The sequence below is a fragment of the Cytobacillus sp. ABV4_503 genome, from assembly GCF_056158445.1.
On record NZ_JBSWTH010000001.1, the window covers coordinates 3,635,388 to 3,659,907 of the forward strand.

23 protein-coding genes are annotated in these 24,520 nt (G+C 41.3%); 4 read left to right on the top strand and 19 right to left on the bottom strand.

The features are described 5' to 3' along the window. Positions 1–61: 61 nt before the first annotated feature. Positions 62–982 carry a Na/Pi symporter gene (locus tag ACXAD1_RS18350; RefSeq protein WP_474910709.1) on the top strand — a complete coding sequence of 307 codons (921 nt, stop codon included), beginning with the start codon at positions 62–64 and terminating at the stop codon, positions 980–982. Positions 983–1,095: 113 nt separating this feature from the next. Here the strand turns inward: ACXAD1_RS18350 and deoC are convergent, their stop codons facing one another. The 13 genes from deoC to gpr form a co-directional block, all read right to left on the bottom strand. After that, the gene (deoC, locus tag ACXAD1_RS18355; RefSeq protein WP_474910710.1) at positions 1,096–1,767 is read right to left on the bottom strand and encodes a deoxyribose-phosphate aldolase; all 672 of its coding nucleotides are present in this window, start codon (positions 1,765–1,767) and stop codon (positions 1,096–1,098) included. 371 nt (positions 1,768–2,138) lie between these two features. Continuing rightward, positions 2,139–3,491: a tRNA (N(6)-L-threonylcarbamoyladenosine(37)-C(2))-methylthiotransferase MtaB gene (gene mtaB / locus ACXAD1_RS18360; RefSeq protein ID WP_206838809.1), complete on the bottom strand. Its 1,353-nt coding sequence runs from the start codon at positions 3,489–3,491 to the stop codon at positions 2,139–2,141. 6 nt (positions 3,492–3,497) lie between these two features. Then, positions 3,498–4,247, bottom strand: coding sequence for a 16S rRNA (uracil(1498)-N(3))-methyltransferase (locus ACXAD1_RS18365; RefSeq protein WP_370224098.1), 750 nt, complete (start codon positions 4,245–4,247; stop codon positions 3,498–3,500). Positions 4,248–4,326: 79 nt separating this feature from the next. Beyond that, positions 4,327–5,268, bottom strand: a complete 942-nt coding sequence (gene prmA, locus ACXAD1_RS18370) for a 50S ribosomal protein L11 methyltransferase (RefSeq protein WP_474910711.1) — start codon at positions 5,266–5,268, stop codon at positions 4,327–4,329. Positions 5,269–5,288: 20 nt separating this feature from the next. Beyond that, positions 5,289–6,407: a molecular chaperone DnaJ gene (gene dnaJ, locus ACXAD1_RS18375; RefSeq protein WP_206838813.1), complete on the bottom strand. Its 1,119-nt coding sequence runs from the start codon at positions 6,405–6,407 to the stop codon at positions 5,289–5,291. 98 nt (positions 6,408–6,505) lie between these two features. Next, on the bottom strand, positions 6,506–8,335 hold the full coding sequence (dnaK, locus tag ACXAD1_RS18380) for a molecular chaperone DnaK (protein ID WP_474910712.1): 1,830 nt from the start codon (positions 8,333–8,335) through the stop codon (positions 6,506–6,508). A 25-nt stretch (positions 8,336–8,360) separates the two neighbouring features. Then, complete coding sequence (grpE, locus tag ACXAD1_RS18385; RefSeq protein ID WP_206838817.1) at positions 8,361–8,966, bottom strand: nucleotide exchange factor GrpE; 606 nt, start codon at positions 8,964–8,966, stop codon at positions 8,361–8,363. A gap of 95 nt (positions 8,967–9,061) precedes the next feature. Beyond that, complete coding sequence (gene hrcA, locus ACXAD1_RS18390; protein WP_474910713.1) at positions 9,062–10,093, bottom strand: heat-inducible transcriptional repressor HrcA; 1,032 nt, start codon at positions 10,091–10,093, stop codon at positions 9,062–9,064. Between the two features lie 122 nt (positions 10,094–10,215). Continuing rightward, complete coding sequence (hemW, locus tag ACXAD1_RS18395) at positions 10,216–11,349, bottom strand: radical SAM family heme chaperone HemW (RefSeq protein ID WP_474910714.1); 1,134 nt, start codon at positions 11,347–11,349, stop codon at positions 10,216–10,218. Between the two features lie 120 nt (positions 11,350–11,469). Then, positions 11,470–13,305 (bottom strand): translation elongation factor 4, encoded by a 1,836-nt coding sequence (lepA, locus tag ACXAD1_RS18400; RefSeq protein WP_474910715.1) that lies wholly within the window; start codon positions 13,303–13,305, stop codon positions 11,470–11,472. Between the two features lie 197 nt (positions 13,306–13,502). Then, on the bottom strand, positions 13,503–13,847 hold the full coding sequence (locus ACXAD1_RS18405) for a YqxA family protein (RefSeq protein WP_474910716.1): 345 nt from the start codon (positions 13,845–13,847) through the stop codon (positions 13,503–13,505). Positions 13,848–13,864: 17 nt separating this feature from the next. After that, positions 13,865–15,070: a stage II sporulation protein P gene (gene spoIIP / locus ACXAD1_RS18410; RefSeq protein WP_370224093.1), complete on the bottom strand. Its 1,206-nt coding sequence runs from the start codon at positions 15,068–15,070 to the stop codon at positions 13,865–13,867. 68 nt (positions 15,071–15,138) lie between these two features. After that, positions 15,139–16,266: a GPR endopeptidase gene (gene gpr / locus ACXAD1_RS18415; protein WP_206838822.1), complete on the bottom strand. Its 1,128-nt coding sequence runs from the start codon at positions 16,264–16,266 to the stop codon at positions 15,139–15,141. Between the two features lie 268 nt (positions 16,267–16,534). Between gpr and rpsT the strand changes: the two genes are divergently transcribed. Next, positions 16,535–16,801, top strand: coding sequence for a 30S ribosomal protein S20 (gene rpsT / locus ACXAD1_RS18420; protein WP_474910717.1), 267 nt, complete (start codon positions 16,535–16,537; stop codon positions 16,799–16,801). Between the two features lie 142 nt (positions 16,802–16,943). Here rpsT and holA read toward each other — a convergent pair whose 3' ends face one another. After that, the gene (gene holA, locus ACXAD1_RS18425) at positions 16,944–17,981 is read right to left on the bottom strand and encodes a DNA polymerase III subunit delta (RefSeq protein WP_474910718.1); all 1,038 of its coding nucleotides are present in this window, start codon (positions 17,979–17,981) and stop codon (positions 16,944–16,946) included. A 446-nt stretch (positions 17,982–18,427) separates the two neighbouring features. On the opposite strand from holA, the gene ACXAD1_RS18430 reads away from it, so the two are divergent. Then, positions 18,428–18,562 (top strand): YqzM family protein, encoded by a 135-nt coding sequence (locus ACXAD1_RS18430; protein WP_019382872.1) that lies wholly within the window; start codon positions 18,428–18,430, stop codon positions 18,560–18,562. A 134-nt stretch (positions 18,563–18,696) separates the two neighbouring features. Here ACXAD1_RS18430 and ACXAD1_RS18435 read toward each other — a convergent pair whose 3' ends face one another. The 3 genes from ACXAD1_RS18435 to ACXAD1_RS18445 all read right to left on the bottom strand — a co-directional run bounded on the left by ACXAD1_RS18435 (position 18,697) and on the right by ACXAD1_RS18445 (position 22,419). Then, entirely contained in the window at positions 18,697–21,027 is a 2,331-nt protein-coding gene (locus ACXAD1_RS18435; RefSeq protein ID WP_474910719.1) for a DNA internalization-related competence protein ComEC/Rec2, read from the bottom strand. Positions 21,028–21,096: 69 nt separating this feature from the next. Further along, complete coding sequence (locus ACXAD1_RS18440; protein WP_370224088.1) at positions 21,097–21,660, bottom strand: ComE operon protein 2; 564 nt, start codon at positions 21,658–21,660, stop codon at positions 21,097–21,099. A gap of 117 nt (positions 21,661–21,777) precedes the next feature. Then, positions 21,778–22,419, bottom strand: coding sequence for a helix-hairpin-helix domain-containing protein (locus ACXAD1_RS18445; RefSeq protein ID WP_474910720.1), 642 nt, complete (start codon positions 22,417–22,419; stop codon positions 21,778–21,780). Between the two features lie 89 nt (positions 22,420–22,508). Between ACXAD1_RS18445 and comER the strand changes: the two genes are divergently transcribed. After that, positions 22,509–23,333: a late competence protein ComER gene (gene comER, locus ACXAD1_RS18450; RefSeq protein ID WP_370224085.1), complete on the top strand. Its 825-nt coding sequence runs from the start codon at positions 22,509–22,511 to the stop codon at positions 23,331–23,333. A gap of 82 nt (positions 23,334–23,415) precedes the next feature. Here comER and ACXAD1_RS18455 read toward each other — a convergent pair whose 3' ends face one another. Both ACXAD1_RS18455 and rsfS read right to left on the bottom strand, forming a co-directional pair. After that, complete coding sequence (locus ACXAD1_RS18455; protein WP_474910721.1) at positions 23,416–24,165, bottom strand: class I SAM-dependent DNA methyltransferase; 750 nt, start codon at positions 24,163–24,165, stop codon at positions 23,416–23,418. Next, the gene (gene rsfS, locus ACXAD1_RS18460) at positions 24,162–24,518 is read right to left on the bottom strand and encodes a ribosome silencing factor (RefSeq protein WP_474910722.1); all 357 of its coding nucleotides are present in this window, start codon (positions 24,516–24,518) and stop codon (positions 24,162–24,164) included. Before rsfS ends, ACXAD1_RS18455 begins: the two co-directional genes overlap by 4 nt. Between the last annotated feature and the right edge of the window lie 2 nt (positions 24,519–24,520).

Genomic DNA, 24,520 nt, shown 5'->3' on the forward strand with positions numbered 1-24,520 from the left:
TATCGCACTTAAGCATGTCCCAGCATGCTGTCCCATAGTATTAAATATAGGGGGTGTATGCTTGGTCCAGCTGTTATTATTTTTTCTGCTAATCGGGTTATTTATTTATGGTATGACACTTTTAAGATCAGGTCTATTTAATTTATCTGCCGATTCATTAAAAAAATGGCTGGCAGTGATGACAAATTCCCCCTGGAAAGGCCTTGTTATTGGGACAATGGTTACAGCTGTCCTGCAGAGCAGTTCAGCGGTAATGATTATTACAATTGGAATGGTTTCTGCACGGATGCTTACTTTCCCCCAGACAATCGGCATCATTTTAGGCACCAACATCGGGACAACATTTACGACAGAATTAATCACTTTTAATATAGAATCTTATATTATTCCGCTTGCTGCTGCCGGAAGCATCCTGGCTGTATTGAAGAAAAACAGCATGCGAAGCACCGGTCTTGCATTGTTGGGTTTATCTGCAGTTTTCGCAGCAATGCGCGGATTTGAATATCTGGCCGGTTCAGTTAAAGATAATGATATAGTCAATCACTGGCTGCTCACTTTGGATGGGAATTACATGTTCGCAGTAGCTGCTGGAATTGTCCTTACTGCGATTATCCAATCAAGCACCGCAACAACTGGCATTATCATGGGATTTTTAACTGCAGGAGCAATGGATCTGGATACCGGCATTGCCATAATGCTTGGATCGAATATCGGAACATGCGTAGACGCTTATTTAGCATCCATAGGTTCCGGAAAAGAAGCAAAGCTGACTGCCTTTGCCCATATCTGGCTGAACTGCCTGGGTGTCGCAGCCTTCTATCCCTTTATTCATGCTCTTGCTGTTTTTGGGCAAAATGCAGCCAGTTCCCCGGATGTGCAGCTTGCACATATCAGTGTTTTATTTAATGTACTATCCTCACTGCTTGTTCTTCCAGTTGCAAATCAGTTTGGAAGGTTTGTCATTAGGTTTCATGACCGATAAAACAATAAAAAATGCCGAAAAATCCCGGCATTTTCTTACAGCAAGTATAATAATTTGAATTTCGATAACTAATCCAGCTCCAGGTGCCGATAAACGGGCGCCTTCCGCTTTTCTTAGTAATCCGAATCGCTTGTTAAGCCGTTGACAATAGCAGCGCCAGAACTTGCTCCAATTCTCGTTGCACCTGCATCAATCATTTTCTGTGCATCTTCAGCGCTTCTTACTCCGCCTGAAGCTTTAACACCGATTTCCGGGCCGACAGTTTTTCTCATCAAAGCGATGTCTTCAGCAGTTGCTCCGCCTGTTGAAAATCCTGTAGATGTTTTAACAAAGTCAGCACCTGCTTTTACAGAAAGTTCACATGCTCTAACTTTTTCTTCTTCAGTAAGAAGGCAAGATTCGATAATAACCTTTGTTAATGCTTTTCCTTTGGCAGCTTCAACAACCGCACGGATGTCTCTTTCAACAAGCTCATTGTCTCCGCCTTTTAAAGCGCCAATGTTAATTACCATATCTACTTCTGTTGCCCCGTTTTCAATGGCATTCTTTGTTTCAAATGCTTTTGTTTCAGGTGTGGAAGCTCCCAGAGGGAAGCCGATTACTGTGCAGACTTTCACATCAGTGCCGTTTAGCAATTCGCTTGAAAGTTTGACCCATGTCGGGTTTACACATACTGACGCAAAATTGTATTCTTTAGCCTCGGCACAAATTTTTTCTATTTGTTCTTTTGTTGCATCGGCTTTTAGTAATGTATGGTCGATCATTTTTGCTACATTATTTGTCATTTTAACTACTCCTTTTCAAAAACAGTTGTACGTACCTCTTACATAATATCACTTAGATAATAAAATATCGAGCAATAATTAAGTTTTTTGTAATCGTTTTCGAAAGTAGTTTTTCCCAAAAGATATTAATAAATTTATCAAGATGTTTTGCTTATGAATTCAGCTCGTTGATTTCCGCTGCGGGCACTTGCTTTCCGCGGGGAGGAACGGGAGCCTCCTCGGCTTCGCCTGCGGGGTTTCCCACTTCCCTCTCCTCCCGCAGGAGTCAAGTACCCTCCACTCCAATCAACTCAGTAAATAAACAAAGTTATTAAAAAGAAATAAACTTAAATAAAAGCTAATAAAAAAGGAATTACCATTAGGTAATTCCTTTAAACTGCGGCCTCTTCTGTTTCATTCAATTCATCAAGGACTCTTACAAATTGACCTTCATTGTAAGGGTAGCCAGCTTTTGTAATTTTAACTTTTACAATCTGGCCGACCATTTCTTCGGCAGCCGGGAAGACAACTTTCAAGTAATTATCCGTGTAGCCGACAAATAAACTGCTGTTACTGCTTTCCTTAAAGCTTTCCTCTGGAATTACTTCAAGAACTTCGCCTTCATACTGAGATGCGTATTCTTTTGCAAGCTGATCTGATAAGGCAATCAGGCGATGGACACGCTCGTTTTTAACCTCTTCATCAATCTGGTCGTCCATTCTCGCTGCAGGTGTTCCTGTACGCTTTGAATAAGGGAATACATGAAGCTCGGAAAATTTATGTTCTTTAATAAAGTTGTAGGTTTCCATAAATTCTTCTTCTGTTTCTCCCGGGAAGCCAACGATAACATCTGATGTAACAGCCAGACCTGGGAGAGCTTCCTTCAAGCGTTCAAGACGCTCAGCAAAAAACTCCATAGTATACTTGCGGCGCATTCTCTTAAGGACAGTGTTTGAGCCTGACTGAAGAGGAATGTGCAAGTGCCTTACAACAACCTTGGACTGATCCATAACTTCAATAACTTCATCGGTAATCTGGCTGGCTTCAATTGAAGAAATTCTTAAACGCTTAAGACCTTTTACCTGAGCTTCCAGATCCCTAAGAAGCATAGCCAGATTATAATCTTTCATGTCCTCGCCATAACCGCCTGTATGGATTCCAGTCAGAACGATTTCTTTATAGCCGGCATCAACCAGCTGCTGGGCCTGGCGGATTACTTCTTTCGGATCCCTGGATCTCATTAAACCGCGCGCCCAGGGGATAATGCAAAATGTACAGAAGTTATTGCAGCCTTCCTGAATTTTAAGGGAAGCTCGTGTCCGATCTGTAAATGCCGGAACATCCAGCTCTTCGTAGACACGATTCTTCATGATGTTACCAACACCATTGATCGGCTGCCGTTCTTGTTTATACTGCTCGATATACTCAAGCATCTTTACTCGATCCTGGGTGCCAACAACGATATCCACTCCAGGAATAGCCATAATTTCAGCCGGTGAGGTTTGTGCATAACAGCCCGTTACACAGATAACCGCATCAGGATTTTTCCTGATTGCCCTTCTGATTACCTGGCGGCTTTTCTTATCACCAGTATTTGTAACGGTACATGTGTTAATCACATATACATCTGAAACGGATTCAAAGTCTGTCCGTTCATAGCCAGCTTCTTTGAACAGCTGCCAAATGGCCTCTGTTTCGTAATGATTGACTTTGCAGCCAAGTGTATGAAATGCAACTTCAGGCATCTAATTTCACCCCATTAATTCAAAATGATAGGAAACAGCTGACAGCAAATAGAGAGGTGCTGTCTCTGTTCTTAAAATACGCGGCCCCAACCCGCAGGCAAGAAAGCCTGCTTCCTGCAGCAATGAAACTTCATTGTCAGAAAGCCCGCCTTCAGGCCCGAATACAACTATAAGTGATTGTCCTTTATTCATAGAAGAAAGTGTTTTATAGAGCACAGAGTCCTCTCCCTGCTTCGCCTCTTCCTCAAAGGCAATCAATTTATATGAATACTCTCCAGATAATTTCAGCAATGACTTCAAATCGAGAGGTGCAAACACTTCAGGCACCATGGTCCTGTGTGATTGTTCAGCAGCTTCTTTAGCAATCTTCTGCCATCTCTCTGCTTTTTTCACAGATTTCTTAGCATCCCATTTTACTACTGAACGGGCTGAAGTAAAAGGGATAAAACGATGTGCTCCCAGCTCAGTGCCTTTTTGAATGATCCACTCCAGCTTATCCCCTTTAGGCAGTCCGCTCACAATAGTAATATCTGCAGGCAGCTCAGAAGCCCCTTCAATCCATTGTACAACTTCTGCAGCCACATGTTCATCGGTAATTTCTGCAATTGAGCAAAGTGCGCTATTTTGGGATAGATCGACACAGATAATATTGTCGCCTTCTTTCATGCGCATTACTTTCACAATATGATGGCGGTCTTCCCCTTTAATTTGAAAGACATTTTCATTTACTGCATTCTCTGTGAAATATCGCTGCACAACCTGCACCCTCTTTCTTGCCTGTCCAAAATTCTTTCAACTGTAAAAGGGGGGTAAGTTGATTACCCCCTTTTTCACATTATTGCTTTCTCTTTGCTACAATAGCAACCCAATCTTCCATTTGAATGGTCTCTTCAACTTCAAATCCTGCAGAGGAAATAGCATCTCTTACTTCCTGTTTCTTCTGCTGGATAATGCCTGAAGCGATAAAGTATCCGCCTTCCTTTACGACTGATGCCACATCGTCAGTAAATCGGAGAATCACTTCTGCAAGGATGTTGGCAACGACCACATCAGCTCCCTCGCTGACACCATCGAGCAGATTTCCTTGTGATACTTCCACAATATCCTGCACTTTATTCAGCTTAATATTTAATTTAGCTGAATTTACTGCCACTTCATCAAGATCAAGTGCTTTCACCTTCTCAGCACCCAGCATAGCTGCAGCAATGCTTAACACACCCGATCCTGTTCCTACATCTACAACTTTATCACTCTGTTTTACTGTTCTTTCAAGTGCTTGTATACACATCACCGTAGTGGGGTGTGTACCCGTTCCAAAAGCCATGCCAGGGTCAAGCTCAATAATAAGCTCATCACTGCTGACAGGTGTGTAATCCTCCCAGGTTGGGACAATGGTAAAGCGTTCTGAAATTTTTACAGGGTTATAATATTTTTTCCAGGCAGTAGCCCATTCTTCTTCATTTACTTCGCTAATGCTGACTTTATTTGCCCCGATGTCAATATTAAATAAAATAAGATTATTGATTGCTTCTTTTATTTCATCAACTGTTTCACCTAGAAAACTGTTTACTGGCAAGTACGCTTTTACAATTACGCCTTCTTCAGGATAGTCCTGCGGATTGAGCTGGTAGATTTCACCGAATTGGTCCTTTCTTTCTTTTACAAGTTCTAAAGGATCCTCTATAACAACTCCGCTTGCTCCGGCTTCATGCAAAATATTCGAAATCGGTTCAACAGCTTCATTTGCAGTATGAATACTGATTTCTGACCATTTCACTACTACCAACTCCCATTCCTTTATTCACCTTTAAAGGCTCGTTTTACTTTAGAAAAAAAGCTTTCTTCCTGTTCTCCCTGGGGAACTGTTCCGCTGACTTCAGCAAATTCACTTAAAAGCTGTTTTTGTTTTTCTGTCAGCTTTGTAGGAGTAATAATGCGTACAATAATATGCTGATCCCCTGTTCCGTATCCTCTTACATTTGGTACACCTTTTCCTTTGAGGCGGAATTTGGTTCCTGTTTGTGTGCCTGATGGGACTTTAAGTTTTACTTTTCCATGGAGTGTCGGAACTTCAATTTCATCGCCAAGGGCTGCCTGCACAAATGTTATAGGCATCTCGCAATAAACGTCATCTCCATCACGCTCAAAGAATTCATGTGAACGAACATGGAAAACAACATAAAGGTCTCCAGGAGGGCCTCCATTAACACCGGGTTCCCCTTGGCCCGCCACGCGGAGCTGCTGGCCATCATCAATGCCCGCAGGAATTTTCACGTGTATCTTCCTGCGTTTTTGCACTTTACCGGTTCCACGGCAAGTAGTACACTTCTCTTTGATTTCCTTGCCGGTCCCATTACAGTAGTGGCAAACCCTTCTATTTACTATCTTGCCAAATGGCGTATTTTGTTCAACATTCAGCTGACCCGATCCGTGGCAGTGACGGCATGTTTCCGGCTTAGTCCCTGGCTTCGCGCCTGAACCGCTGCAGGTATCACATGTCTCTTCACGAGGAATTTCAATATCGGTCTCTTTGCCAAATACTGCTTCCTCAAAGGATAAGGACATGGTGTACTGCAAGTCTGCACCCTGCCTTGGAGCATTAGGGTCACGACGGCGGGAGCCTCCTCCGAAGAAGGTGCTGAAAATATCTTCAAATCCTCCAAAACCATCAAAACCGGCTCCGCCAAAGCCCTGATTAGGGTCCGTATGGCCGAATTGATCATAGTGGGCCTTTTTCTGATCGTCGCTGAGGACTTCATATGCTTCTTTAACTTCCTTGAACTTCTCGTCTGCATCAGGCTCTTTATTAATATCAGGATGATATTTTTTTGAAAGCTTTCGATAAGCCTTCTTAATTTCATCCTTGGACGCACCTTTGCTGATTCCAAGAACTTCATAGTAATCCCTTTTACTCATGATTACCACTCCCCGATTCATTTCACATAAAGATTATTGTATCAAAAATAAAAGCCAAAGCCAAGAAAGACCTGACTTTGACTTTAAAGATTCAGAGGTTATTTATCGTCTTTAACTTCTTCGAACTCAGCGTCTACGACATTATCGTCGTCATTTTTGCTTTCAGCGCCTTCTGCACCTTGTGCAGCCTGAGCAGCTTGTGCCTGCTCATAAAGCTTCATTGTTAAGGCCTGGACAACCTCCTGTAAAGCATCTTTCTTCGCACGGATCTTATCCAGATCGTTCTTTTCAATTGCAGCCTTCAGGGCATCTTTAGCTTCATTTGCTTTGTTCACTTCAGCTTCATCCACTTTGCCTTCAAGATCTTTTAGAGTCTTTTCAGTAGTGAATACAAGCTGGTCCGCTTCATTGCGGAGTTCAACTTCTTCTTTGCGCTGCTTATCTGCTTCTGCATTTTCTTCAGCTTCTCTTACCATTTTTTCGATTTCTTCATCAGATAATCCTGTTGATGATTTAATCGTAATGGCCTGCTCTTTATTTGTGCCCAAGTCTTTAGCGCGTACGTTTACGATACCATTTTTGTCGATATCGAATGAAACTTCGATTTGAGGCACTCCACGAGGAGCAGGAGGAATGTCGCCAAGCTGGAAGCGGCCCAGTGTTTTATTATCTGCAGCCATCGGGCGTTCCCCTTGAAGCACATGGATATCAACAGCTGACTGGTTATCAGCAGCAGTTGAGAACACTTGGGATTTTGATGTTGGGATGGTTGTATTGCGTTCAATCAGCTTAGTGAACACTCCGCCCATTGTTTCAATTCCAAGAGACAAAGGAGTTACGTCCAGCAGGACAACATCTTTAACGTCACCTGTGATTACACCGCCCTGAATGGCTGCACCCATTGCAACAACTTCATCAGGGTTAACTCCTCTATGCGGTTCTTTTCCTGTTTCTTTCTTGATTGCTTCCTGTACGGCAGGAATACGAGTTGAACCGCCGACAAGGATAACTTTATCAAGTTCTGAAGGAGATAATCCAGCATCCTTTAACGCCTGGCGTGTAGGTCCCATTGTGCGTTCTACAAGATCTGCAGACAGCTCTTCAAATTTAGCTCTTGAAAGTGTAACTTCAAGGTGTAAAGGTCCTGCTTCCCCAGCCGTGATAAACGGAAGCGAGATTTGCGTTGAAGTTACTCCTGAAAGATCTTTTTTCGCTTTTTCAGCTGCATCTTTTAAACGCTGAAGAGCCATTTTATCTTTGGCAAGATCAATGCCATTCTCTTTTTTGAATTGATCAACCAGGTAGTCAATAATTACTTGGTCAAAATCATCTCCGCCAAGACGGTTATCCCCCGCAGTGGATTTTACTTCAAATACTCCATCGCCAAGTTCAAGGATAGACACATCAAAAGTACCGCCGCCAAGGTCATAAACAAGAATTGTCTGGTCTTCATCCATTTTATCAAGACCATACGCCAAAGCTGCAGCAGTAGGTTCGTTGATGATTCGTTCAACTTCCAGGCCGGCAATTCTGCCCGCATCCTTTGTAGCCTGACGCTCGGCATCATTAAAATATGCCGGAACTGTGATTACTGCTTTAGTAACTTTTTCTCCAAGATAGTCTTCTGCATAAGATTTCAAATATTGAAGAATAATAGCAGAAACCTCTTGAGGCGCGTATTCTTTTCCTTCAATTTCAGTTTTATGATCCGTACCCATGTGGCGTTTAATGGAAATGATGGTGTTCGGGTTTGTAATAGACTGGCGCTTTGCCACCTCACCGACCTGGCGCTCGCCATTTTTAAACGCAACAACTGAAGGTGTTGTACGGTTGCCTTCCGGATTTGGAATTACTTTTGGTTCGCCGCCTTCAAGGACAGCGACACATGAGTTTGTTGTACCTAAATCAATTCCGATAATTTTGCTCATGTTCTTTACCTCCCCAAATATGTAATTATTGATTTACTTTAACCATTGATGGACGAATGACTCTGTCCTTTAACTTGTAGCCTTTTTGGAACTCTTCAACCACGATATTGGAATCAAAATTCCCATCTTCCACCTGCATCACAGCCTGGTGTAAATGAGGATCAAATTCTTTCCCAACTGCTTCAATCTGCTCTGCACCTTCTTTTTTTATAGCCTCCAGCAAACTTCGGTAAACCATTTCCATACCTTGAAGGATAGATTTAGCCTGTTCATTTTCAGCTTCCATCTGAAGTGCTCTCTCAAAATTGTCAATTGCAGGCAGCAAATCGGAGATTAAGCTCTGTGCTCTATATTTTTCAGACGCTTCAAGGTCAAGCCTCGCACGGCGCCGGGAATTTTCAAAATCAGCCTGAAGGCGGTAGATGCGATTTTCTTCCTCTTCCAGCTTCCCTTCCAATTCAGCAATTTTCGCTTTCGCTGCAGTAAGCTCTGCATCAGTGCTTCCCTCACCAGTACCAGCTTCTGCTTCTGCAAATACCTCTTCAATAGGTGCCTCATTTTCAGTTCCTTCAGGTTCGTTTGTTTGTTCATTTAATTCTTGGTTTAGTGTTTCTTTCTCTTCTGCCAACATGTTCACCTCCCTTAAAGAATGGATGGTTCTTCGAAATAATAACCATAAGGAAAGGAGTGGAAAGGTATTTCCACCCTTAATCAATATTTCCACCATCACCTGTTTTGATACAGTTTAGATAAAACAGCTGATAGGTCTGCACTGATATAGTTTAATAAGCTAATGACTCTCGAATATTCCATTCTGGTCGGCCCAAGAATGGCGATAGTACCGAGCTGTTCGGTCCCGATTGAATAGCTTGCTGTTATCAGGCTGCAGTTTTCCATTGCTGAATTATTATTTTCCCGGCCGATTTTTATATTGATTCCTGACTTATTTTTACGAATTAAATCATATATGCCTTCTTCCTGCTCGATCATATTCATAAGGTTTTTAACCTTTTCAATATCATGAAACTCTGGCTGGCTGAGCATATTTGTTTTACCGCCGAAGAAAAGCTTATCATAGGCCGGTATCTTGATTGTATCGGCAATTGAATTCAGCATTAGATCATAATTATTGATATGGTGCCTTAAAAGAACGGCAACCTCTTTATATAACTTATTGTTCAGACTTTCCAATGGTGCACCGGCAAGCCGGTCATTAAGAATATTGACTACCTTCTCCAAATCCCCAGCATCAATACTTTCAGGCAAGTGGAACATCCTGTTCTCGACATGGCCTGTATCTGTGACAATAATTGCTATCGCTGTTTCTTTATTCAAGGGAACAATCTGAATTTTCTTCAGCTTGTTATCCCTTACTGCAGGCCCGAGGACAATGGATGTATAATTTGTCAGCTCAGAAAGAATTTTTGCCGATTTTTGAACGATTTTCTCCAGCTCATAGAGTCTCTCCGCAAAGATTGATTGTACTTTGTGGATATCATGCTGATTTAATTTTTGCGGGGATAAAAGGTGATCCACGTAGTAGCGGTACCCCTTTTCAGATGGAATCCTCCCCGATGAGGTGTGTGTTTTTTCAATAAACCCAAGTTCCTCTAAATCAGCCATCTCATTTCTGATCGTTGCGGAACTAAAAGAAATTTTATCTTTTTTCGACAAGGTTCTCGATCCGACAGGCTGTGCAGTTTGAATAAAATCATCAACAATTACTTGAAAAATTAATAATTGACGATCTGTTAACACAGGTATCACCTCTGTTAGCACTCTTTGTTCCTGAGTGCTAATTCTACTAATAAATTATCAAATCAAACGTGCAGTGTCAATAATTTGGCTTTCTTTTTTCCCGACGCTATACCCATGCCAGATTACCCTATAAACGATTGGAATACTTCATTTCCAAGAAAACGTCCTTTTTTTGTCAATTTAATATGCTCTTCCCCTGCAATAATTAATTCTTTTTCAGTATGCTGTTTAATTTGGACTTCAAACAGATCAAGGGGATCTTTGCCAAATTTCTCTTTAAAGCGACTTATTGAGACACCTTCCGTTTTTCTCAGTCCAAGAAACATTTCCTCTTCCATCTGTTCACTCAAGGTCACTTTATGCTCTTCCAGGATCGGAAGCTGTTCGTTTTCAATAGGCTCCATATATTTTTTCAAGGGTCCGTGATTGGAACGGCGAAGCCCTTTTACATAGCCATGTGCACCGGCTCCAAAGCCAAAGTACCATTCATTATCCCAATAAGTGATGTTATGCCGGCTCTCAAAGCCTGGTTTTGCAAAATTGCTGATTTCATATTGAGCAAAGCCGTGTTTCTCCATTTGTTCCATTAATAATTCATACATCTCAGCTTCCACATCTTCTCCAGGAGTAGGCAGCTTCCCTTTCCTCATCAGATTATAGAATACCGTTTTGGGTTCAATGATCAGCGAATAGCCCGAATAATGGACAATATCCAGGGTGAATGATGTTTCGAGTGTATCTTGAAAATCCTGAAGTGTCTGACCCGGAAGACTGTAGATAAGATCGATGCTGATGTTATCAAAACCGACTTTTTTTGCAGCTTCAATTGATTGAAAAACGTCTTTTGCTCTGTGCGACCTTCCTATTCTTTTTAAGAGTTCATCGTTGAAGGTCTGAACGCCAAAGCTAAGCCGGTTGACTCCAGCATCATGCAATATTTGAAGTTTTTCTATAGAGAGATCTCCAGGGTTAGCTTCGAAGCTAAATTCTGTGAAAGAGTCATAGGGAAGCTGCCGTTTGATTGTGCCGCAAAGCTGTTCAAGCTGTTTCTCGTTAAGCGCAGTTGGCGTACCGCCCCCGACAAAGATGGAGTCTAGACGGGATGCAGGTGTTTCTTTCAAAGCAAGATTCATCTCTTTATCAAGAGAGTCCAGATATTCTCCTACTGGCTGGTTCTTCAAGAATACTTTATTAAAATCACAGTAATGACAAATATGTTCACAAAATGGGATGTGTATATAAGCTGCTTTAATCATTTATTTCACTACTTTCATCATTCAATCAACGTTCATAAACAGCGGATTCCTAAATAAAAAGAGGCTAGTGCTGTTATTATTATGACAGCATATCTAACCTCTTAAAACAAAGCAAATATTTTACTTTTTAGGGCTGTTATCGTCCATCTTCAAAACTGCCATGAAGGCTTCCTGCGGAACTTCAACAGAACCAACCTGTTTCATCCGCTTTTTACCTTCTTTCTGCTTCTCCAATAATTTGCGCTTACGGGAGATGTCTCCGCCGTAACATTTCGCCAATACATTTTTGCGAATGGCTTTAATGGTTGAGCGGGCTACAATTTTCTGGCCAATCGCCGCTTGAATAGGAACCTCAAACTGCTGACGGGGAATTAGGTCTTTTAACTTCTCAACGATTATTTTTCCTCTTTCATAAGCAAAATCCTTATGAACGATAAAGCTCAATGCGTCTACCTTTTCTGCATTTAACAGAATATCCATTTTAACAAGTTTTGATGGCTTGTACCCTATTAATTCATAATCAAAAGAAGCATATCCTTTTGTATTGGATTTCAGCTGATCAAAGAAATCATAAACAATTTCCGATAAAGGAATTTCATATATAATGTTTACTCTGGTTTCATCCATGTATTGCATATCAATAAAGATGCCGCGTTTTTGCTGGCAAAGTTCCATGATGGCTCCCACATAATCATTCGGCGCCATCATTGTAGCTTTTACATAAGGTTCTTCGACACGGTCAATCTTTTGCGGATCAGGCATATTTGATGGATTATCCACTTTAACCTCTGTGCCATCAGTCAGTATGACATCATAAATAACACTTGGTGCTGTTGTAATCAAATCAATTTTGAATTCGCGCTCAATGCGCTCCTGGATGATTTCCATGTGAAGCAATCCAAGGAAACCGCAGCGGAATCCAAAGCCAAGCGCTTGCGATGTTTCAGGCTCAAACTGCAGGGCAGAATCATTCAGTTCCAGCTTTTCTAGCGCTTCACGCAAATCATTGAACTTGGCGCTGTCTATTGGATAAAGTCCGCAATAAACCATCGGATTCATCTTTCTGTACCCAGGAAGAGCTTCGGCTGCACCATTTTTCGCACTCGTGATGGTATCACCTACACGTGTATCGCCAACATTTTTGATAGCAGCAGTCAAAAAGCCGACGTCTCCAACTGACAATTCAGCCAATGGAGTGGATTTAGGAGTAAACACTCCAACCTCAGTAACTTCAAACTCTTTGCCAGTTGCCATCATTTTAATTTTATCCCCTACTTTAACCGTACCTTCCACCACACGGATGTAGGCTACTACACCGCGGTAGGCATCATAAAGGGAGTCAAATATAAGCGCCTTTAAAGGGGCTTCAGGATCACCTACTGGAGCGGGCACTTTTTCAACGACCTGTTCAAGGATTTCTTCAATGCCGATCCCTGCTTTTGCTGAAGCAAGTACCGCTTCAGAAGCATCCAGGCCGATGACTTCTTCGATCTCATTGCGCACCCGTTCCGGATCTGCACTTGGAAGGTCAATTTTATTGATGATCGGAAGAATCTCAAGATCATTATCCAAAGCCAGATAAACATTTGCAAGAGTCTGTGCTTCAATACCCTGAGCCGCATCTACAACCAGGATTGCGCCTTCACAGGCTGCCAGACTTCGGGATACTTCATATGTAAAATCGACGTGTCCCGGGGTATCTATTAAATGAAAAGTGTATATCTCTCCATCTTTAGCTTTATATTTTAGCTGAACGGAATTAAGCTTGATCGTGATGCCGCGCTCTCTTTCGAGGTCCATTGAATCAAGGAGCTGATCCTTCATTTCGCGCGATGTCAGCGCATTGGTTTTTTCAAGGATTCTGTCCGCCAAAGTCGACTTGCCATGGTCTATGTGGGCGATAATGGAAAAATTCCTAATTTTCTCTTGCCTTTTAAGTCTTTCTTCTCTGTTCATTATTTATAATTCAACTCCTACTATAAGAAAAGCGCAAGCGCCTTAATACAGGCGCCTGGAGCCAAGTGTGGTCAATTTAAAATAGTCCTTTTAGTTTATACACTATTTTTGATTATATCAGTACGTATGTGAAGATTCAATGCTAAGCTTTACGTCTCTAACTGTTCAAAAAAAAATAAGACTGCTTCATGAGCAGCCTATTTTCCGGTTATTAAGTCTGTGATCAATGCGACCGTTTTTTCTGTCAGCTCTGATAAGCCTTCGGAGATGCCTTTTCCCACAGATGAAAAGAAATTATATGCCTTCATTTCTTCAAGCTTTTCTTTTTTCTGCTGAAGATCATGGCTGGACACATCATTACCCAGGACAGAAGCCTGCACTTCACCTTCATTGGTTTCATTTAAGGTTAAGGCACTTTTGAAATCTTCGTCATGGAAACCCTTCATTCTGTGGATTCCATCATTTGCCTGCTGCATTCCAAATAATACTGAGACAAACATAAACGCTGCCAGAAAAAGAGCTTTTAGCATAAATATTTTCATTCCGCATCATCCTAATACTATTTCTTTTCTGATTCACCGTCAGCTGGTGAATTCACTTCCTCGGCCTGCCAATAATATTCACTGAACACTTCTGCGAGTGCTTCAGCCGAACGGTTTAATTCTTCAAACGTATTATCAACTCCGCCAAATTCAATGAGGATAGCATTTCCCGATAAATCCTGATTGAAGTTTCCATTTGTCCCAGCGCCTTCTTTTTTCATGATTCCCCTGCTTAACCCTTTGTACTTAACGTTCAACCTATCATGCAGCTCTTTCGCAAATTTTAAGTTCTCTTCGTAATTCGGGTTATTTCCACCAATAATGAAAGCTAGTTTGGCATAAGACTCTCCGTTTATTTCTTTCGTTGTGTCTTTTTTTCTTTTTGAATCACGGTGAATATCGATTAAGTAAGACAAATCCCGGTTTGACGTAATTGCAGCCTGGACAACTTCTCTGGATTCCTGATAGGAACGTCCATACGTTAATCCTTTTTTGCTTAAATTCCCCTGGATATCCGTTTTGTCAACAAAGGTCCCTATTCCTTTGCTTTCCATCTCTTCCTTAAGCTTATCACCAATCTTAGTAACGTTAATTTTGGAATGAAAGGCTGCATCAGGATTGGTTACACCCTTCAGATAAGGAAGATAGGATTCCGTATTATGAGAAAAATAAACATAGACTGGTTTTTTATCACCCGTAGACATCGGCGGTGTTTTGGACTGTTTCGTATCACCATCCGGCTCAAGTCCTTCGGTGTTTTGCAGGGCTGCCTCCTGTTCTGCCATCAGCACTTCGATAGGAGGAGAAGATTCCACAGGCATGTTTGTATAATCCGTTCCTTCACCAGCAACAAGGATTTTACTGTCATAAATAGAGAAAAATGGAAGCTCCCTTCCCAGAAGGCTTCTGGGATCATCCAAATTGACATTTGTGGATAGCTTAAAAACCAAATTGGCAAATCCCGGGGGAGAACTGTTTTCAGAAACCCCCTGGAGAAATGCGTGGTTTTCCCATCCGAGAAAATGGTAAAGCATTTCTCCTGTAAGGCTGTTCGCAGCAGAATTAACTGAAGAGGAGCTGATTCTGTATTCCGGCTTTAATGAAGTTAATGCTCCGCTTATTGAAAATATCATAAATAGAAAAAGCAAAAATCCGCCTATGGCTTTCAGTAAGCTTGTCCCTTGAATGGTTACTACAAGTCCGTTCGATTTAAAAGGTTTCATTGCTCCACCTCTCCTTGCTAGTCTAGTAAATGTTATGACTTTGCTAGAGAAGATAGAACAGTTATTTCCTATCTGGTATAAAAACCGGCATTATCCTGATTCACTTTTTGATGAAGTGCTGCGTTCAAACCGTTAGCAAGTAAATTGGACATATCTTCAATAAATACATCCACTTCCTTTGGAGTCACCATAAGGTTGTGGCCCAAAGGAGACAGAACTTCATAAATAAGCTTCCGCTTCTCCTCTTCAGGCAAGGTTCCAATCATGCCAAGAAAGGTTTTTCTATGATGTTCCTCCGGCAGATCATCATCTGTAAGCTTTCTTTTCTCTCCAAAAGTCATTCCTGCAGGAGCAAGAGCACGTGATGGACGGCCGCCTTCTTTCATTTCCTTCCCGAAATGCTTCAGGATGTAATCAATTGTATCGCTTGTGATGGATACGGCATCGACAACCGTTGGGATGCCAATCGCTATGACAGGTATCCCTAAAGTCTCTTTGCTGATTTCTTTTCGTTTATTCCCGACACCAGAACCAGGGTGAATCCCTGTATCCGAAATTTGAATAGTAGAATTGACTCTTTCAATTGATCGGGAAGCAAGTGCATCGATTGCAATGACAAAATCGGGCTTTGTTTTTTCAACAATGCCATAAATAATGTCACTTGTTTCTATCCCTGTCAGGCCCATTACTCCCGGAGAAATAGCACTTACTGGCCGATAGCCTTCTTCAACGCTTTCAGGCTGCAGCTGATAGAGATGTCTTGTGATAAGCAAATTTTCGCAAACTTGCGGACCAAGTGCATCGGGAGTCACATTCCAATTTCCCAGGCCGACAATTAAACAGGATGCATCTTCATTGATTCCCAGCTGTTTTATAAATTGGGAGAATTCACTTGCAAATACAGACTCCACTTTGTGCTGCAGCTCCGTATCCTGCTGGCGTATGCCCGTCACTTCAAGGGTCAGATATTTTCCCTCTTTTTTCCCCAATGCCTCTGCACCTTCTTTTGTTACTTCAACAAAAGAAATTTTTATATCATTTTCTTCTTTTTCTTTAATTATTACGCCTTTTATTTGGGAAAGATTCTCCTGCTGATGAATATTGTCTTTCTGCCTGTCAGAAATAACCATTTCCCTGGCTTCAATGGCAAGGTCCGTTCGGACTGAGTACTGGCTTAAATCTATTGATTCCTTCATAACTTATCCCTCACATTCTCAGCTTTTTAGGTTATTGGAAAATACCACACAATATACTAAAATTCGGATATATTCTATCATTGCCTTTTAAGTCCAAAAACATGCAGAATAAGAATTAACTTCCCTAATAATGGGTGTCAGTAATTTTGATTACAGAGTATTGCATTATGCCCCCGTGTTTGATAAAATATCACTTGTTCTTAATTATTGTTAATGAATGTGAATGTCGAGTTATAGAATCTCGATGCTTTTTCAGGAGGTGAATGGAATGCCAAACATTAAATCTGCTATTAAGCGTGTTAAAACTAGCGAAGCTCGCAACGCTCATAACGCTACAGTTAAATCAGCAATGCGTACAGCTGTTAAGAAAGTTGATGCTGCGGTCGTAAACAACGATTCTGCTGCTGCAACTGCATCTTTCGCTGATGCTGCTCGTAAACTAGACAAAGCAGCTGCAAAAGGTCTTATCCACAAAAATGCTGCTGCCCGTAAAAAGTCTCGTTTAATGAAAAAAATGAACTCTTTAAACGCTTAATGTTTGAAGATATCGGCTATCTTAAGGGATAGCCTTTTATTTTACATAAAAAAGCGGTCCAATTGGACCGCTTTTTTATGTAATCAGATTTCATAATTTTGTCACAGCCCTCAAGGTGTCAGAGGCGGAAAAAACCTATCTCTTAAGGATTTTTTCTAAGAGCCTGACTTTGCAGACGAAACAGGAACATTTCAATCAGCATGGTTTTATTCATGCCTCCAGTTTTCATTTGGTAATCTGCATCAGCAAGCAAGCTTATGATCGCTGCAAGTTCTTCGTCTGCAAAAAGCTGCGCATGTCCAGCCGCCAGTTTCACCCGGAAAGGATGAATTTTCAAATAGCCGGCAATCTGCTGCTGGCCGTAGCCTCTCCTTGCAAGCTCCTTCACCTGATAAATTAATCTGAACTGCCCAGTAATAACAGATAAAATCTTAATTGGTTCTTCATTTTGCTTTAATAAATCATAATAAATTCTCAGGGCTTCTTCTATTTTGCGGTGAACAACCTTGTCTACAAGGGAAAAAATGTTTTGCTCCAATGACCTTGATACCATTTTCTCTGCCATTTGTTCATCGATTCGCTTCGTGTCATTCGCATATAAAGCTAATTTATCGATTTCGTTTGTCAAGATAAATAGGTTGGTGCCTGCCAATGTCAATATTAGCTCAACTGCCGATTCATCAATCTGCACGCCGTTAAGTGCTGCCCGTTCCCTGATCCAGGCTTTCAATTCACCTTCATTTAGTTTCTTTGCTTCAAGGACTGCAGCCGTTTTTTTCAATTGTTTAGTTATTTTTTTCCGGTCATCCAGCTTTTCTGCAGTTGAGGAGAATACCACCACTGAATACGGGGCAGGCGCTTTAATATAGGCTTCCAGCTTAGACAGGTTATGCTCCTGCTTAGCTTTCGATTTTTCAGATGTTAAAAATACTGGGTTATGTAAAAAGATCAGTCTTCTTTCCCCCATAAACGGAAATGTCTCCGCATCTTCAAGTGCTGTATCGATTGGGGTTTCCTCAAGGTCATAAGAGGATAAATTAAAATCAGCTTCATCTTCGCTTAGCACATTGTTGATTAGAAGCTGCTTCGTTTCGTTTATAAGATAGGGTTCTGTTCCATATAATAAATAAATAGGAGCAAAACTTTTCGCTTTTATCTGCTTCCAAATATCAAAAACCAATTTATTTCTCTCCGTTCGCCTTACATTGTATTCACTTTATCGCAGTCTAACGGGCAGTAAGCCCCCCTCTTCAAGACTCATAGTAAGCAAAGAGGGATAAGTGGGGGGAAACTGACCGTAAAGGCCCGATTGGTTCAGCTAACAATCAGTGGGGGATAACCCCCCACTGATTGAAGTTTCACTTTATATCCTAAAGAAGCAGCGGCAATTTGACAAGACATAAGAAATTGGCGCCCGTAAGAACGCCAATTTCCAATCTATATAGAACGCTGCCGCCTGAGGCCCGGGATACTCAGGAAGCTGCGGTGCACCTTTGTTCTATTATTTTCCCCTTGATGTGCCGGCATATTTGTGACAACTCCTGCTATTGCAGGAAAAGGGCAGGGGAACTCTAGATTTTTTTATTTGAATGACTTATACTATATAGGAAATAGGAGGGGTAGACTGTGAACGAATTTGAAAAGAACGTCCAAAGCAAACGTAATGATGCCATCGACTCTGGAGTAGGATTCATCGTATCATTCGGTTTCTTCGCAACGTTATTTGTTATTGCAACAGTCATTAAATTTTTAGGAGCTTAATGGCTACATACAGTAAGTAATAGTGTCTCAATACTTCTGACACACCGAGGCTGCCTCAGCAGTCTCTTTTTTTGTAGCTGTAAGTGATAGGCATTGAGAGTATAGTAAGGAAGCTGAAGCATTTCTAACATATACTATGGAAGCTGAACGGAAAAGGTTCCTGAATTCCCTTTAAAAAAGTAGGTAACCGCCCCTTGCTCATCGGTTCTCAGAACATGCACATTAAAGTCTTTAAGCCTGTCCATTACATCATTATGTGGATGCCCATACCTGTTGTTTCTGCCTGCAGAAATAACGGCAATCCTCGGCTTAACAGCAGCCAGAAATGAATCTGTTGTGGAGGTTTTGCTTCCATGATGTGCAATTTTTAAAACATCAATTTTTAAATTGGAATAAGATCTTATAAGCTGACTTTCCCCCGTTTCCTCCAAATCTCCGGTAAACAGCCAGTTGAGGCCACCCACTTTGGCAAAAAGGACAATCGAGCTATCATTTTTCCCTGTATACACGTCCTCCGTCTGATCTCCAAATGGAGACAAAACTTGAAATGCGGAATCCCCTTTTGACCAGTTTTCTCCAGATTTAGTGAATACAATATTGCATTTTTTTAATTTAGCCTGAACAATCAAATCCTTCTCCTCCTCTGAGAGTTCCGCTCCCTGTGAAAAAACAACAGACTTTACCCTCATTTCCCTAATCACAGCTGATGCTCCTCCAATGTGATCCATATCCCCGTGAGTCAAAAAAAACTTATCTATTTTACTTATCCCTTTGCTTTTCAGAAAAGGCACTACCGTGTCCTTTCCAGTTTCATAAGGATCGCTTCTCATCCTCCAATCCTCAGTGTCAAACGTAAGCGTCCCTCCTGCATCTATCAAATAATTCCCTCTTCCATATGGAAGCTTTATCAGAATACTGTCACCCTGCCCAACATCAATAAATGTAATTTCACCGGCAGGAGTAAATACATTCGATAAGTAATGAATTAATATTGCAAGGATTGGGAGCACACCGCTTTTGATTAGAACCTTTTTATTTTTTGACCTCTCCCAGCCGGCAAAGAATGCGGGTATCAGCAGCAGATATACAATCAGCATAATCAGGGATGGCCTGCCAAGGACAAGGGTCGAGTTAGGAATGGCCGAAAGCACTTCAGCAATCCAATTTAGAAAACTGATGAGGTTTTCAAATACATTGAGCAAGAAATCAGCTTTCCCCCCTGATAATAAATCAAGAATGAAAAGAATCAACACCACCGGAAGGATTATGGAAGAATATAAAGGCACAAAAATAAGATTGGCAATTATGGAAATAATCGATACCTCATAAAAATGCCACAGAAGGATCGGAATGGCAGCCATCTGGCAAACAAAAGAAACTGTCAGGATAGCAGCGTATGATTCAGAAAATCTTCTGAGGATGATGGGTGCTGAGAGAATAAGCGATAAGGCGACAGTAAACGAAAGCTGAAACCCGGCATTATAGATGATATAAGGAGAGATAAAAAGGTAGCCAATAAACACAATAGAGATAACATCAGCTAATTGAACAGGGAATTTCAGCTTCTTTGCCAGCAAAACAAGAAGCATCATAAACACAGCCCGCAGAACAGATGGTGCTGCTCCTGTCAGGATTGCATATAAAGGCAAAACCAATAATAAGATGCTGGTCATTTTTTCTCTGGTGATTCCGGCACGTATACCAGCAAGAAAGAACATCCCGGCAAGCATTCCTACATGAAGGCCGGATATCGCAAGCAAATGGATAATTCCAATTTTCTGATAAGAAGCAATGGTATTCTGCTCAATAAAATCACGATTGCCGAAAACAAGAGCAATAGCAAGTGGAGCTGTCTGTTCAGGGAAATGGTCCAGGATATAATGAATTCCCGTCTCTCTTATTTTTAAAATGGTTAATGTGGGGCTGTTTTTACGGTAACTGCAATCAGAGAGGTTTAACTGTTCCAATTCGAGGATCCAAAAGATGCTGTTGTGGTTTAGATATTCCTGATAGCTGAAGGAATTAGGATTGGTGGAGGTTGAAGGAGTCTTTAAGGTGCCTTTTACCCGGCATGTCATCCCTGTTCCCAGATGGTCTGCAAGGAACTTTTTTTCTGTTTCCGATTTAATTTTATACCTTGCTGCCAGCTTTTCTTTTTTATCGGCTAATTCAATTAAGACTGAAAGAAGGTCTCCATCTATCCTTGCAGATTCTTTCATTGTTATTTCGAAATCACGCTCATTTCCTTCAAGGCTTGTCCTGTTGTGTTCGGATGCAAATTCACTTCGCATGATGAAGGCAAGGAAAATCATTAACAGGATGGCTGCGTTTTTGAACGATAAAATATTTCTTTTTAGGAGGAAAAAAGTCAGAAGAAAAAAAACAATAGCAATAGCCGGATGAAAAAAAAATGTCAAATTTCCCAGCAGTGAGGCAGCAGCTGCATAGATCCATCCGCCTTTCATAACATCTGCTCCTTTAGTTTTGTGGAGAGGAGTAAGGCCTTATCATTTCAGGTGTTACTCCTCAATGGGTTAATTCTGAAAAAGCTTGTCCTTTGTTTCTTTATAGCTTTTTACCAAGTCACGATCTTTTCCGCTTTTTTCTAGCTCATTTATTAATTCTTCTATAAAATCACGTTTTTCTTGTTTGCTGTCATCAAAGGACACTTTTTCTGCTATTACCTGCACAGTTTTCACTCCAGCCTTCTCAAAGAGTTCAATTCCATAAGGGTGATTTTTATAGTCCTGTGCGTAATATACTGTTTTAATGCCTGCCTGTATAATCGCTTTGCAGCATTGGAGGCATGGAAAATGGGTTACATATAATTCTGCATCACTTGTAGGCACCCCGAATTTTGCACACTGTAAAATTGCATTCATTTCCGCATGAATGGTTCTGACACAATGGTTATCAATAACATAGCAGCCTTCATCAATACAATGTTCACCGCCGGCAATCGATCCATTATAGCCGCCGGCAATGATCCTCTTATCCCTTACAATAGTTGCCCCAACAGCAAGCCTTGTACAAGTGCTCCTCAAAGCAAGCAAATGACTTTGTGCCATAAAATATTGGTTCCAGGAAATCCGATCCATTTTTGCAGTCTCTCCCCTTCCGTCTTTTCCGCAGGCGTATGTGCCCAGAGTTCAAAAACATAGCTTTTTCTCTCAATAAGTGTAAGCCTCATGCTCGTTAAGGTCAATGGAATGAAATTATTTTACACTAATTTGTTCTTTGAGTTTTTCATAGGTTTTCTCTCCTATCCCTGATATTAATTTCAAGTCCGCAATATCCTTAAAGGATCCGTTTGTCTCGCGGTATTCAATTATGGCTGCGGCCTTGGACGGCCCGATTCCAGGCAATGTCTGCAATTCCGATTCATCAGCTTGGTTTAAATTTATCTTTCCGTTATCTTGCTGTCCCCTCTCCTCGAAATTTCCACCCGCTGCGGCCTCCTCGAGAACTTCTCCCTTTTCCGGAACATATATGACCATTTCATCCGTAATATTGAGGGCAAAATTGATTTTAGCTCCATCTGCTTTATCCGTCAGTCCGCCTGCTTTTTCCAGCAGGTCGATCACCCTGTCACCTTCAGCCGCTTCGTACACTCCCGGCTTTTGTACAGCACCTTTAATATCTGCCTTCATTGGCTGTGGCTTCTGTCCAGCCGGTCCATCACCTACTATTTCTAATTCTTTATCACCACCTTCAATTTCATTTAATGGAACTGGCTGTTCAATCTCATGAAATACTTTATTCTCTTGAACAGGCATGAAGAAATAATAGACGAATGCAGCCAGTGCAATGGCGGCTCCTGCTAAGTAAGTTTTATGTGTTTTTATCCATTCAGGCATTAAGGATCGATCCTTTCTTTTTGGAATAAATGTTTTTTTGATACATATCGTTATATGAGAGAGCTTGCTTTTAAAGGAGGGATGATGCAATGAAAATCGGAATTATTGGCACAGGTAACATGGGGAGGATACTGACCGAGGCTTTCCTCGATGGAGGAACCGTTTCCCCATCCTCCATGACGATTACCAATCGGACAGCGGCAAAAGCGATGGAAATAAAGGAAACTCATCAGGATATTACTGTTGTAAAGAATGCAGAAGAGGCTGCACATCGATCTTCGCTTATCTTTATTTGTGTAAAGCCTCATGATGTGTATAATGTCGTTCAGGATATTTTGCCGTTCCTGTCAAAAGATAAATGTGTAGTTTCAATCACCAGCCCTATTAGTGTAAAACAGCTTGAATCTATACTGCCTTGTTCAGCAGCCAGGGCGATTCCAAGCATAACAAATCGGGCCTTATCAGGGGTTTCGCTATTATCATTTGGTGAACAGTGCAGCGAGCAATGGAAAGGGATACTTAATAAGCTTTTTGAAAGCATCTCCACGCCTGTCTTTATCGAGGAAAACATAACCCGGGTTTCGTCGGATATTGTCAGCTGCGGACCTGCCTTTTTCAGCTATTTGACGCAGCGGTTCATCAATGCGGCAGTTGCAGAAACGGAGATTGATAAAGAGACAGCTACAAAGCTTGCAGGAGAGATGCTGATCGGACTTGGGGATTTACTGAAAAAGGGTTTTTATACATTGCCGACATTACAGGAGAAGGTATGTGTAAAAGGAGGAATTACAGGAGAGGGAATAAAAATTCTTGAAAGCGAGCTTGGTACAATATTTGAGCACTTATTCCAGGCAACACATTCCAAGTATGACGAAGACCTTGTTGAGGTAAAAAAACAGTACTCTCTCCATTAGCTATTCGATGCTAATGGAAATAATCCTTCTTATTTCTAAAAAAACAGCCGGATTGCTTCAGTCAATCCGGCTGTTTTATATATTAGTTCCTTTTCTTTGCAATAAAAATGATTCGTTCAGCCTGACTGCCTGGAGGGCCCTCTTCAAAATCTGCTGAAATCTCAAGCAGTTCAAATCCGCATTCCCTAAGCCAGCTTTCATATTGATCAATAGGATAAGTGCGCTGGAAGTGAAGCTCGTCATAGCGGTCATACTTTCCAGTTTCTTCTTCCAGGACAAAAAATGAAAGATCATGCTCCACAGAATTAGGATATTCACCCTGATAGCTGTGCCAGATATATGAAATTTCCTCATCATTTTCAGCAAATGTCTGGTTCATGAATATCTGCATGATTTTATAAATGGAGTGGACATCAAAAATAAAAAGACCATCACTTCTCAAATGACTGTGGACCCGCTTGAAGGTGTCTTTTACTTCTGGTTCTGTCTCCAGATAATTCAAAGAATCACAAAAGATGCCAATAATATCAAATTCATTGAACCCTTCAAGCTCTGCCATGTTCTGCAGGTAAAAGGGGATTTGAACACCGTTCTGTTCTGCCTTTGTCTGTGCTACAGCCAGCATATCCTCTGATAAGTCCACACCAGTAACCTCATACCCCTGTTTACTTAGCCTTATGGAAAGCTGCCCGGTGCCGCAGGCAAGGTCCAGCAGTTTTTTTCCGGGTACATTAAATTCCGCATGCTTTTCATTGACCAATTTAATCCAGCTGTCATAAGGGACATCTTCCATCAGCCTGTCATAAAGATAAGCGAACTTTCCGTAGCTCATTGGTTAAGCATGCCTTGAACGTTCTCGACCGGCGCATCGCCCCAAAGTCTTTCCAGATTATAGTAGCTTCTTTCATCCTTATGGAAAATATGAGCAACTATATCACCCATATCAACTAAAATCCACCTTGCTTCATCAAAACCTTCCATTCTTTTTACAGTAAACCCATGTTCTTCAGATTTTTCTTTCATTTCACGAGCTATGGCCTGCACTTGTTTATCAGAGTTGCCGTGGCAAATTACAAAGTAATCTGAAATCAGGGAAATGCCTTTCATATTAAGTACCGTTATATCTTCAGCCCGTTTATCATCCGCTGCTTTAACTGCCGTCACCAGCAATGTATTTTCATTCATTT